Origin of the sequence: Nonomuraea sp. NPDC050404, assembly GCF_040655495.1 — a bacterium.
Classification (GTDB): domain Bacteria; phylum Actinomycetota; class Actinomycetes; order Streptosporangiales; family Streptosporangiaceae; genus Nonomuraea.
In genome coordinates this window covers 80,601-91,883 of record NZ_JBFAKB010000039.1, presented here as the reverse complement: position 1 = coordinate 91,883, position 11,283 = coordinate 80,601, and the positions used below count along the sequence as shown (strand labels likewise).

11 protein-coding genes are annotated in these 11,283 nt (G+C 69.9%); 6 read left to right on the top strand and 5 right to left on the bottom strand.

From position 1 onward, the window contains the following. Window positions 1–381: 381 nt before the first annotated feature. On the bottom strand, window positions 382–1,365 hold the full coding sequence (locus AB0I81_RS56880; RefSeq protein WP_360677472.1) for a CPBP family intramembrane glutamic endopeptidase: 984 nt from the start codon (window positions 1,363–1,365) through the stop codon (window positions 382–384). Window positions 1,366–1,464: 99 nt separating this feature from the next. Here AB0I81_RS56880 and AB0I81_RS56875 point away from each other — a divergent pair, with 99 nt between their 5' ends. Beyond that, on the top strand, window positions 1,465–2,157 hold the full coding sequence (locus tag AB0I81_RS56875; RefSeq protein WP_360677470.1) for a hypothetical protein: 693 nt from the start codon (window positions 1,465–1,467) through the stop codon (window positions 2,155–2,157). Further along, a complete protein-coding gene (locus AB0I81_RS56870) occupies window positions 2,154–2,702 on the top strand; it encodes a DUF6529 family protein (protein ID WP_360677468.1) in 549 nt (182 codons plus the stop codon). The genes AB0I81_RS56875 and AB0I81_RS56870 overlap by 4 nt, the downstream gene beginning before the upstream one ends. 21 nt (window positions 2,703–2,723) lie before the next feature. Here the strand turns inward: AB0I81_RS56870 and AB0I81_RS56865 are convergent, their stop codons facing one another. Further along, window positions 2,724–3,656, bottom strand: coding sequence for a CoA ester lyase (locus tag AB0I81_RS56865; RefSeq protein ID WP_360677466.1), 933 nt, complete (start codon window positions 3,654–3,656; stop codon window positions 2,724–2,726). Between the two features lie 56 nt (window positions 3,657–3,712). Here AB0I81_RS56865 and AB0I81_RS56860 point away from each other — a divergent pair, with 56 nt between their 5' ends. Next, the gene (locus AB0I81_RS56860) at window positions 3,713–4,081 is read left to right on the top strand and encodes a hypothetical protein (RefSeq protein ID WP_360677464.1); all 369 of its coding nucleotides are present in this window, start codon (window positions 3,713–3,715) and stop codon (window positions 4,079–4,081) included. Window positions 4,082–4,178: 97 nt separating this feature from the next. On the opposite strand, the gene AB0I81_RS56855 is transcribed toward AB0I81_RS56860, so the two are convergent. Next, on the bottom strand, window positions 4,179–5,171 hold the full coding sequence (locus tag AB0I81_RS56855; RefSeq protein WP_360677462.1) for an EamA family transporter: 993 nt from the start codon (window positions 5,169–5,171) through the stop codon (window positions 4,179–4,181). Between the two features lie 102 nt (window positions 5,172–5,273). Between AB0I81_RS56855 and AB0I81_RS56850 the strand changes: the two genes are divergently transcribed. From AB0I81_RS56850 to AB0I81_RS56840, 3 genes are all read left to right on the top strand, one after another. Then, window positions 5,274–6,485, top strand: a complete 1,212-nt coding sequence (locus AB0I81_RS56850; RefSeq protein ID WP_360677460.1) for a CBS domain-containing protein — start codon at window positions 5,274–5,276, stop codon at window positions 6,483–6,485. After that, window positions 6,475–6,972, top strand: a complete 498-nt coding sequence (locus tag AB0I81_RS56845) for a DUF1003 domain-containing protein (RefSeq protein WP_360677458.1) — start codon at window positions 6,475–6,477, stop codon at window positions 6,970–6,972. Before AB0I81_RS56850 ends, AB0I81_RS56845 begins: the two co-directional genes overlap by 11 nt. 215 nt (window positions 6,973–7,187) lie before the next feature. Further along, a complete protein-coding gene (locus AB0I81_RS56840; protein ID WP_360677456.1) occupies window positions 7,188–8,324 on the top strand; it encodes a P-loop NTPase in 1,137 nt (378 codons plus the stop codon). Window positions 8,325–8,493: 169 nt separating this feature from the next. On the opposite strand, the gene AB0I81_RS56835 is transcribed toward AB0I81_RS56840, so the two are convergent. Next, a complete protein-coding gene (locus AB0I81_RS56835; RefSeq protein WP_360677454.1) occupies window positions 8,494–8,859 on the bottom strand; it encodes a sec-independent translocase in 366 nt (121 codons plus the stop codon). A gap of 219 nt (window positions 8,860–9,078) precedes the next feature. Continuing rightward, window positions 9,079–11,157 carry a trypsin-like peptidase domain-containing protein gene (locus tag AB0I81_RS56830; RefSeq protein WP_360677452.1) on the bottom strand — a complete coding sequence of 693 codons (2,079 nt, stop codon included), beginning with the start codon at window positions 11,155–11,157 and terminating at the stop codon, window positions 9,079–9,081. Window positions 11,158–11,283 lie beyond the last annotated feature (126 nt).

Genomic DNA, 11,283 nt, shown 5'->3' with positions numbered 1-11,283 from the left:
TCATCCTCCGGTATGGGAGCGGCGAAGGGCGGCATCCCCCAGGGGGAGGTCAGCGGTAATCCCCTGGCCCGATCGTCGGTGGGACCTGGCGGCGAATGGCTGATCCTGGGCTCTTCCGGAGGGGACTTCGGTTCGCCGGCGCCCTCGGAATGCGGGGCGTCGTCTTCCGGCGGTCGCCGTGGCGGTTCGCTGGGGCCGGAGGCCACGCGCCGTACCTCCTAGTCGAACTAGTCGTACAAGGTGGATCTGGGCCGCATGTGCGGACCGTTCCAGGAAGATCACAGAGAGAATCCGCGACCGACCCGACAGCATCCAGACCAGCATGCCTCAGCCGGAATAGCGAGACCTCTCTAGCGAGATTCCCCGCACCAACCGCCGGATTTATTCCGAAACGGTGCTAATTGACCGCTTTTTAGCTAGATACATCACACCAAACGCATACACCCCGAGCTGTACCACGGTTCCCGCCAACGCCTGCCAGGGCACCGGGACCTTGCTCTGATCGAGGGCGTCGTCGAGGTTGCCGGCGGCGGCGCTCACCCCGAAGGCCACGACGTTGTTGAGCACGTGCAGCGCGATAGGCGCCTCCAGCCCCCCGGTGCGCACCGCCAGCCAGGCCATGACGGCGCCGAAAGCGAACACGTCGACCAGCCCGGCCCAGGAGTACCCGTGCAGCGAGGCGAACAACGCGGAACCGATGACGATGGCCCAGATCGGGTTGCGCACGTGCGCCCCGACGGCCTGCATGAACCAGCCGCGGAAGACGTACTCCTCCGCCGCGGCCTGGAAGGGCACCAGCAGGACGATCACGATGAGCAGCGGCAGGAAGGTGGACCACCCGGCCCAGCCGAACATCTCGGCGGGAAGCCCGGAGACCGTCAGCGCCAGCCACTGCGCGGCCTGCCCGAGCACCAGCGCCAGCAGCGCCAGCCCGCCGCAGTACGCCATCCAGGACCAGCGCAGCCGCCCGGCCACGGACGAGACCGTGCCGGGCCTGCGCCGCTGGATGAGCACCACCGTGCCGAACACCAGCAGGAGCACGGGCGCGATCGACAGCAGCGTCATGGACAACCCGAACGGCGTGCCGGCCGGCACCCCGGTCTCGCTCATCGGCGAGGGCAGGTCGAAAAGCACCGCCACCAGCATGTAGGCGAAGATGACCGCGATCCCGACCGCGAAGAACCCGACCCCGATGATCAACGTGCCGACGATCGCCCGCCACGGGTGCACGCCCGGAATCCTGGCCAGATGGTCGAAGCGGGCGCCCCTTGGGACCGGCAGGAACCAGGAGGGCGGTTGTTGCCGGTACGGATAACCGGCCGCTTGCGTGTCGTACGGAAGATGTGGCCCTGGATTCTCCTGCATAACCCCATTCTGTCCGCTTGGTGCGCATTAGTTCACAGACGGTCCACCGTTTTAGGCGGATGCTCGGAGTCGTAGGCATTTCGACCCTGGGAGCAGTCCATGTCAAGGCTGGGACCTGTCATCACCCTCGCGGCGGGCGTCGTGCTCGCCATGGGGCTGGGTGTCGCCAGCTACACCGCGACACCGGCGGCCGAGGAGACGGCCGCCAACACCGCAGCGGAAGCACCGCGTGCGGAGGGCTCGGCCGAACCTTCGGCCGAGCAGTCACAGGAACAGACGGAGCCGAAGAAGATCGCCAAGGCCGACTACGCCGGCCGGGTGAAGGGCACCGGCGCGCTCGTCGCCATCTCCATCAGGAACGGCAAGGCCGTCGGCTACTTCTGCGACGGCAGGACGGAGGCGTGGTTCAAGGGCACCGAGTCGGCCGGCGAGCTGCGGCTCAAGGGCGTGGCGAACGCCGCCTCGAAGGTCACGGCCGAACTGGGCGACGGCCGCGCCGAGGGGTGGGTCTCCGTCGGCGGCAAGAGGTGGGACTTCGCGGCCCCGACGGTGGTCAAGCCGTCGGGCCTGTACCGGGCCACCGCCAACGTCAGAGGCGCCAGGCTGCGCGCCGGCTGGATCAGGATCAAGGACCCGAACGGCGGCTACTACCAGGTGGGCACCGCCTTCGTCGGAGAGCAGCAGCTCGACATCCCGCAACTGGACGACGAGCAGCCCACCGCGCCCGTGACCATCGACGGCACCACGGTCACCCCGAAGGACGTCGACGGCTTCATCGAGGAGATGCAATGACCGCCGTCAACCAGCAGCGCCGCTCGCCCGGCGTGACCTCGTTACTGGTACCCCTGCTCATCGGCGGCCTCGTGGTGCTCGCGCTCGGCGTGTACGGCCGGGCGCACACGCCGACCGGATTCGCGGTCGGCGTGGCCGGCTTCTCCGCGGCGCTGCCGATGAAGGTGTGGCTGACCACGGGCGCGTTCCTGCTGGCGATCGTGCAGGTCGTGTCGGCCATGTCGATGTGGGGCAAGCTCGGGATCAAGATCCCGAACGCCGTGCACCGATGGTCGGGGCGGCTGGCGTTCATCCTCACGATCCCGGTCGCCTTCCACTGCCTGTACGCCCTGGGCCTGCAGTACGACGTGCCCCGCGTACTGGCGCACTCGTTGCTCGGCTGCTTGTTCTACGGCATCTTCACCGCGAAGATGCTGGCCCTGCCCAAACGCGGCACGCCGGGCTGGACACTGCCCGTGTTCGGCGGGCTGGCGTTCACGGCGCTCGTGGGACTCTGGCTGACCTCGTCGTTCTGGTTCTTCACCGCCGTCGGCTTCAAGGTGTGAACCCGTACGAAGGAGCCGGTTTCAAGGCGTGAACCGCTTGGTCCGGCTCAACCCGGCCGCCTGCCCCTTGGCGGCCACGACGAGCGCCATCTTCCTGGATGCCTCGTCGATCATCTCGTCGCCCAGCATGACCGCGCCGCGCTTCTCCACGGAGGTGTAGTACTCATAAGCCTCCAGGATGAGCTCGGCGTGGTCATAGTCCTCCTGCGTCGGCGAGAACACCTCGTTGGCGGCGTCCACCTGCGCCGGATGCAGCACCCACTTGCCGTCGAAGCCCAGCGCGGCCGCCCTGTTCGCGACCTTGCGGAAGCCTTCGACGTCCTTGATCTGCAGGTAGGGCCCGTCGATCACCTGCAGGTCGTGCGTCCTGGCGGCCATGAGCAGCCGCATGAGGATGTAGTGGTAGGCGTCGCCCTCGACGTAGCCGGGCGGCTGCTCGCCGACGACCAGCGTGCGCATGTTGATGGAGGCCATGAAGTCGGCGGGGCCGAACACGAGCGTCTCCAACCGCCCGGACGACCCGGCGATGGCGTCGGCGTTGACCAGGCCGCGGGCGTTCTCGATCTGCGCCTCGATGCCGATGCGGCCCACCTCGTACCCCATGGTCTTCTCGATCTGGGTGAGCAGCGTGTCGAGCCAGACGACCTCGGTCGGGTCCTGCACCTTGGGCAGCATGAGGCAGTCGAGGAACTCCCCCGCGCCTTCGACGATCTCGATCACGTCCCGGTACGTCCACTGCGTCGTCAGGTCGTTGACCCTGACCACGCGCGTCTTGCCCGACCAGTCGCCCTCGCGCAGCGCGGCCACGATGTTCGCCCGCGCCTCCTCCTTGGCCAGTGGCGCGACCGAGTCCTCAAGGTCGAGGAACACCTCGTCCACGGGCAGGGTCTGGGCCTTCTCCAGGAATCGGGGGTTGCTGCCCGGCACGGCGAGCACAGAACGTCGTGAGCGCATGCGCACACGCTAGTGGACCCTGCCACGTGTCGGCCGGACCGGTTACAGTCTGGTCCGTGAGCGACAACACCGCGGCCGTCGAGGAGGGCGCCAAGAAGTCCGGCATCCTCTGGCTCACCCTCGACCGTCCCCGCCTGGCCTGGCATGCCTGGCACGAAGGCGCCATCTACCTCGTGACCGGGGGCGAGGAGCAGCAGTTGCCCGGCCTCGACGCGCTCGACCGGGTGCACGTCACGCTGCGCAGCAAGGACAACGGGGCGCGGCTGGTGGAGTTCGAGGCGGCGGTGTCCGCCGTTGACCAGGCCGCGGCGGGTGACGCCCTGGCGGTGCTGGCCAAGGAGCGGCTCAACGCCCGCGACAGCGAGCACCTGACCGAGCGCTGGGCCCGCGAGTCCACCGTCTGGCGGCTCACCCCCGAACGCTGACGGGGCGGCTCCCCCCGGCCGACTGCGCTACTCGCCCCGGCCGACAGCGCCGCTGGCCCCGGCCGACTGCGCTGCTCGCCCCGGCCGACTGCGCTGCTCAGCTCCGGGTGATGACCGTCTCGGCCGCCGGGTCGTCCGGTGCCGTCAGGTCCGCCACAGGTTCCGGCTGTGGCAGTTCCGGCTGTGGCTTGGTGCCGGGCGTGGCCATCTGGGCGAGGAGCGCGCCCGACAACACGATCAGGCCGCCCACGATCTGGAACACGCCGAGCGCCTCGCCGAGCAGCCCCCAGGCCACGATCGCGCCGCCGATCACCTCAAGGGACGCCACGGTGGCCCCCACCGCGGCCGACAGCCGCCGCACGGCGTTGACGCCCAGGATGTAGGCCACCACCGTGGCGATCAGCACCATCCACAGGTACGCGGCCAGCACCGGCAGCCGCATCCCGCTCTCCGGCGCCGCGGTGACCGTGAAGGCGTCCCACGGGATGTTCCACGGCCGGGCGAACGGGATCAGCACCACGGCCGCCCCCGTCATGCCCCAGGCGATCAGGCCGAGCGGGTCCACGTCGTCGCCGAAGCTATCGTTCATCAGGAAATATCCGGCGCAGCACGCGCCGGCCAGCAGCCCGAGCAGCAGGCCCAGGGCGTCCAGCCGCAGCCCCTGCCACGCCTCGACGACGATCCCGAGGCCGACGACGGCGACGACCGCGCCGAGGTAGGCGTGCCGCGCGAGCCGTACCTTGCGGACCAGCCGTACCCAGGCCACCACCATCACCGGCGCCATGAACTCCAGCAGCAGCGCCACCCCCACAGGCAGCCGGGTGATCGCCACGAAGTAGAGCGCCTGCACCCCGGCCACCGCCATGACCGCGTACAGCGCGAAGAACGGCAGCCGCGACCCGGGGATCCGCAACGCCCGCGGCCGTACGACGGCCAGCACGGCCACCAGCAGCAACCCCGCGCCGGCCATCCGCGTCCAGACCGCCTCGATCGGTGTCACCCCGGCCGCGATGAGATATTTCGCCATGGGTCCCGAGAAGGCGAAACACCAGGCGGACACGAACGCGAGCGCGAGCCCCGCATACCTCATCGCACACCCCAGTTGAGTAATTACCGTTATGCGGTTTTGATACTGACATGTCGGACGCCCCGGGTGCAATGGGGCCGCATGGCCATCAAGTAGCCTGGCCGGGTGAAGATCTTCGTCGCCCGTCTCCCCGGGACCCCGGTCTTCGACCCGGCGGGCGACCAGATCGGCCGGGTCAGGGACATCGTGGCCGGGCTGCGCATCGGCCGCCGGCCCGCCGTCCACGGCTTCGTGGTCGAGATGCAGCCGCGCCGCGCGGTCTTCCTGCCGATCACCCGGGTACGCGGCATCGAGGCCGGATCCGTGGTCTTCACCGGCCGGCTCAACATGCGCAGGTTCGAGCAGCGCGCCACCGAGACCCTGGTCATCGGCCAGATGCTGGACCTGCGCGTACACCTCGGCGAGCAGCCCATGACGGTCTACGACGTGGCCATGGCCGAGACCAAGCCGTCCACCTGGGAGATCGCCAAGGTCGCCCTGTACAAGGGCAGGCGGCGCGAGCCGCGCATCGTGGACTGGGAAGAGGTCTCGGGGTTCGACACGCTGCAGAAGGACCAGGGCGCGGCCGGGCTGATCGCCGCGTTCGAGTCGCTGCGGGCCGCCGACATGGCCAGCGCGCTGCACGACCTGCCGAGCAAGCGGCGCGTCGAGATCGCCGCCGCGCTCAACGACACGCGGCTGGCCGACGTGCTGGAGGAACTGCCGCCCGACGACCAGATCGGCATCCTCGGCACGCTGGCGCCCGAGCGGGCCGCCGACGTGCTGGAGGAGATGGGCCCCGACGACGCCGCCGACCTGCTGCACGACCTGCCCGAGGACAAGGCCGCCGAGCTGCTCGCGCTGATGGAGCCGGACGAGGCGGAGCCGGTACGCCGGCTGCTGACCTACCCGGAGGACAGCGCGGGCGGCGTGATGACCAGCGAGCCGGTGGTCCTGCCGCCCAGCGCCAGCGTGGCCGACGCGCTGGCGCACCTCAGGCAGCAGGACCTGACGCCCGCGGTGGCCGCCCAGGTCTACGTGACCAGGCCGCCGACGGAGACGCCGAGCGGCGCGTACCTGGGGGTCGCGCACTTCCAGCGGCTGCTGCGCGAACCGCCCTCCACGCTGCTCGGGGGCGTGATCGACCCCTCGATCACGCCGATCAGGCCCGAGTTCACGCTGCGCCAGGTCACCTACTACCTGGCCAACTACAACCTCCTCGCCGCCCCCGTGGTGGACGAGCTGGGCCGTCTCGTCGGAGCGGTGACCGTGGACGACGTCCTGGACCACCTGCTTCCGGAAGACTGGCGAGAGAGGGCCGACGACCGTGACGACTGACCGACTCGACCAGCCCAAGGCCCTGCGCCGCTCGCTGCGCCCGCACTACGACCCGGAGACCTTCGGCCGCCTGTCCGAACAGATCGCCCGGTTCCTCGGGACCGCCCGGTTCATCGTGTACATGACCGTGTTCGTGGCGGTCTGGGTGTGCTGGAACGTGGCCGCGCCCCCGAGCCTGAAGTTCGACCCCTACCCGTTCATCTTCCTGACGCTGATGTTGTCCCTGCAGGCCAGCTATGCCGCGCCGCTGATCCTGCTGGCCCAGAACCGGCAGGACGACCGCGACCGCATCCAGTACGAGCAGGACCGCGAATCCGCCGACCGCAACCAGGCCGAGATCGAGTACCTGACGCGCGAGATCGCCGGCCTGCGCATCGCGCTGAACGAGGTGGCCACCCGCGACTATCTGCGTTCCGAGCTCGGCAAACTGCTGGAGGAGCTCAGGGACAACGCCCAGGAGCGGGAGAGCGAGCCGGAGCGCCGATAGGGTTCAGCAGGCTCTCGTCGCGCGGACGAGCCACCGGGGTAGCCTTAGGACGCTGACGGCGCGGACTTCTCCACGCATGAGCAAACGGCAGCGTGCGGAATTAACTACGCGCGGGCTCGGGTTCATACCATGGAGGGGCACCCTCGCTGGGCTCCAGCGCCTGCCACACATAGACCGACTAAGGAGGGACGGCACTCCCTCGTGCCGAGACTTCGATGGCACCAACCCAGGAACTGGTGACGGCGGCACTGTCCACCGTCATCGACCCCGAGATCCGTCGCCCGATCACGGATCTCGACATGGTCAAGAGCATCGAGATCGCTCCCGACGGGGCGGTGCGCGTAGGCGTCTACCTCACCGTGGCCGGCTGTCCGATGAAGGACACCATCACCCGCGACGTGACCAACGCCGTCGCCAAGGTCGAGGGTGTGACCGGCGTCCAGATCGAACTCGACGTCATGAGCACCGAGCAGCGCAAGACGCTGCAGACCAAGCTGCGCGGCGACCGCGGACCCGAGAAGGAGATCCCGTTCAACCAGCCCGGCTCGCTGACCCGCGTGTTCGCGGTGGCCAGCGGCAAGGGCGGGGTGGGCAAGTCCTCCGTGACCGTCAACCTGGCCGCGTCCATGGCCGCGAACGGACTCAAGGTCGGCATCGTCGACGCCGACATCTACGGCCACAGCGTTCCTCGCATGCTGGGCGCCGCCGAGCGGCCCACCAAGGTCGAGGACATGATCATGCCGCCGGTGGCCCACGACATCAAGGTCATCTCGGTGGGGATGTTCAAGCCGCCGGGCAACACGCCCGTGGTCTGGCGCGGCCCGATGCTCGACCGGGCGCTGCACCAGTTCCTGGCCGACGTCTACTGGGGCGACCTCGACGTGCTGCTGCTCGACCTGCCTCCCGGCACGGGCGACATCGCCATCTCGGTGGCGCAGCGGCTGCCGTCGGCGGAGATCCTGGTCGTGACGACGCCGCAGATGGCCGCCGCCGAGGTGGCCGAGCGGGCCGGCTCGATCGCGGCCCAGACGCACCAGCAGATCGCCGGCGTCATCGAGAACATGGCCTGGCTGCCCTGCCCCCACTGTGACGAGCGCATCGCGGTGTTCGGCGAGGGCGGCGGTCAGACCGTCGCGGACGCGCTGACCCGCACGCTGGGCGCCCGGGTGCCGCTGCTCGGCCAGGTGCCCATCGACCTGCGGCTGCGCGAGGGCGGCGACGAGGGCAAGCCACTGGTGCTGACCGATCCCGACTCCCCCGCGGCCAGCGAGTTGCGCAACATCGCGGGCGCCCTGAGCAAGCGCTCCTCCAGCCTGAAGGGCCTGCAGCTCGGCCTCGCCCCGCACCGCTGACCCCACTTCACGGGCCGCCCGGCCCGGCTTCCGACAACAAACGGGCCCGCTCACCGAGCGGGCCCGTTCTCGTGTCCCTACACGGCGGCATACGGCTGCCGAGGTGGTTGACGTGCGGGTGCCGGATGGTTGGGTGGTGGGTGCCGCTGTACGGCGGTGTGCGGCTTTGTCAGGTGGCTTCGGCGTCGTAGGGCGGCAGTTCGCCGTAGCCGAGCTCATCGACCGGCTCAGCCCCGTACGGAGTCACCCCGACCGGCTCCAGCTGAGCCTGCTTGTTGTTGTTCCAGTCGTCCTCAAGGTCGTCGAGGAGATGCTTGCGGACGAAATTGCGCGGATTGAGGTCCGTCGGGTCGAAGTCCTTGAACTCCGGGCCCAGACCGGCACGCAGGTCGTCACGCGCGTTGTTGGCCATCCGGCGCAGGTTGCGCAGCGTCTTGCCCGCCTGCGCGGCGGCCTGCGGCAGTTTCTCCGGACCGAAGACGAGCAGCGCGATCACGATCAGCGCTCCGATCTCCATCCACCCGAGTCCGAACACCGTCAGCTCCTACCGCAGTCAAACCCTCTCCGAGGACAACCCCGGCCTATCCACAGACTAAGGGCTCCAGGGGGTAGGTCGGTCGTCAGCCCCGGGCCATATCACCCATGCCCCCAGGGGACCTCAAGGGCTCGTCACCGGCGAAAGCGCCGCGGGGGGCGGTGGGCCTCCCGCGGCGCTGCCGGATCGTCGATGAGGACCCCGGTCGATGAAGGGCCGTCAGGACGGCGTCGGGGTGGGCCCCTCCTCGGCGACCACGGTCAGCGTGGCGGTGCGCTCCTGGCCGTCGCGCTGGAACTTGATGCTGATCTTGGAGCCGGGCTCCTTGCTGCGGATCAGCGCGATCAGCTCGTTGCCGTCCTGCAGCGCCAGCCCGTCGATCTCCAGGATCACGTCACCGGCCTTCAGCCCGGCCTGGTCGGCGGGGCCTCCCTCGGTCACGGGCTGCTGGCCGCCGGCGGGCTCGGAGTTGATCCGTACGCCAACGCCCCGGTAGTCCTTGTCCAGCACGATGCCGATCTTGGGTCGCTTGGCCTTGCCGGTCGTGATCAGGTCTTCCGCCACCCGCCGCGTCTGGTTGACCGGGATCGCGAAGCCGAGGCCGATGCTGCCGCTCTGGCTGCTCATCGAGCGCCCGAGCGTGGCGATCGCCGAGTTCACGCCGACGACCTCGCCCCTGCCGTTCACCAGCGGCCCGCCGGAGTTGCCCGGGTTGATGGCCGCGTCGGTCTGGATGGCGCTGATGTAGGCGGGCTCCTCGCTGCTGGTGCCCGTGTCGTCGCCGGCGATGACCGGGCGGTTGAGCGAGCTGACGATGCCGGTCGTCACCGTGCCGGTCAGGCCCAGCGGGGAGCCGATGGCGATGACGGGGTCGCCGACCACCACCTGGTCGGAGTTGCCCAGGGTGATCTCCGGCGTGCCGAACGTCTCCTCCGGCTTGACCACGGCCAGGTCGGAGCCCGGGTCACGGCCGACGATGCGGGCCGAGGTGGTCTTGCGGTTGTTGAACATGATCCGGATCTCGCCGCCCTTGGCGGCCAGCGAGACCACGTGGTTGTTGGTGACCACGTAGCCGTTCTTGATCAGGAACCCGGATCCCGACGCGCCCTCGGTGCTGCTGCCGTTGCCCACCTCCAGCGAGACGACGCTGGGCAGCACCCGCGAGGCGACGCCCGCCACCGAGTCGGGCGCGCGGTTGGTGGCGCCGGTGGGCAGCGGGCCGAGGCTGTAGGAGGGGTCGTTGGAGCTGGAGGGCTTCGTGAGCACGTACGTGCCCAGGCTGCCGAGCAGCGAGGCCAGCAGCGCGATGATCACGGCCATCGAGATCATGAAGACGGTGCTCGGCCCTCGCCTGGCCGTCGTGCCCTGCCCGCCCGGCGGCGGCGGAGCCCAGCCGGGGCCCATGCCGAGCGCCTTGGGAGGAGGCGGCGGCGGGGTCGGGCCCCCGCCGTAGGGGGGCCGGCCGCCGCCACCCGAACCGAACGGCGGGCCGTCATAGGAACGTGCGCCCCCGTCCGGCGAACCGAAGAACGGGCCCTCGTAGGCGCGCGTTCCGTTGTCGGGAGGACCGAAGGAGGGGCTGTCGTAAGCGCGTGTGCTCCCATCGGGCGGCCCGAACGAAGGACCGCTGTCGTAGGAGCGGGCACCCTCATCGGACGGCCCGAACGACGGGTTGTCGTCGTAGGCGCGCGTGCTTCCGTCCGGCGGCCCGAACGACGGGCCGCTGTCGTAGGAACGGGTGCCTCCGTCGGGCGGGCCAAAGGAGGGGGCTCCTCCCTCGGGCGGGCCGAAGGACGGGGCGCCTCCGTCAGGCGGGCCGAAGGAGGAGGCACCGAACTGGGGGCCGGTCTGGGTGGCGTTGTCCGGGGTGGACGTCTCGTACGAGGGGGCGGACGTCTCGTACGAGGGGCCGGCCGGTGGCGGCACGTCCCGGTAGGCGGGGCCGCTGGGCGGCGGGATGTCCGCGTACGGGGAGCCGCTCGGGGGCGGGGCGTCGATGTAGGGACGGCCACCCGCGGGAGAGTCGGCGTAGGGGGCTCCTCCGTCAGGCGGGCCGAAAGAGGGGGACGGGCCGCCAGAGGGCGGGGAGTCAGACGAGAAGGACTCGTACGGCGGCGCGCCGAAGGCGTTGGGGCGGCCCGACGGGTCGCCCCAGGAACCGCCGAAGGAGGCGGGCGGCTCGGGCCGCCTGCCCTGCTGGTCGGTTCCGTCGTCGGCGGGTAGGAAGTCCGGCCGCCCCTGTGGCTCGGGGGAGTCCGACGGCATGCGTCCTTCGGTGGAGCGCGTCTCGTCGGTCATCTAAGTCTCACCACTCCTTGGCTCGGCCACCGCAATCCTCGCTCCTGCGGCATACGAGGGCTATAAAGCTTTTGTCAGGACTTGCCTATGACAATTCCCGAACCCAGATCGTATGCCCCGCCTGCC

Coding starts and splice junctions, on each gene's coding strand:
- AB0I81_RS56840 (WP_360677456.1), top strand. CDS start 7,188: ATGGCACCAACCCAGGAACTGGTGACGGCGGCACTGTCCACCGTCATC.
- AB0I81_RS56855 (WP_360677462.1), bottom strand. CDS start 5,171: ATGAGGTATGCGGGGCTCGCGCTCGCGTTCGTGTCCGCCTGGTGTTTC.
- AB0I81_RS56865 (WP_360677466.1), bottom strand. CDS start 3,656: ATGCGCTCACGACGTTCTGTGCTCGCCGTGCCGGGCAGCAACCCCCGA.
- AB0I81_RS56870 (WP_360677468.1), top strand. CDS start 2,154: ATGACCGCCGTCAACCAGCAGCGCCGCTCGCCCGGCGTGACCTCGTTA.
- AB0I81_RS56830 (WP_360677452.1), bottom strand. CDS start 11,157: ATGACCGACGAGACGCGCTCCACCGAAGGACGCATGCCGTCGGACTCC.
- AB0I81_RS56880 (WP_360677472.1), bottom strand. CDS start 1,365: ATGCAGGAGAATCCAGGGCCACATCTTCCGTACGACACGCAAGCGGCC.
- AB0I81_RS56875 (WP_360677470.1), top strand. CDS start 1,465: ATGTCAAGGCTGGGACCTGTCATCACCCTCGCGGCGGGCGTCGTGCTC.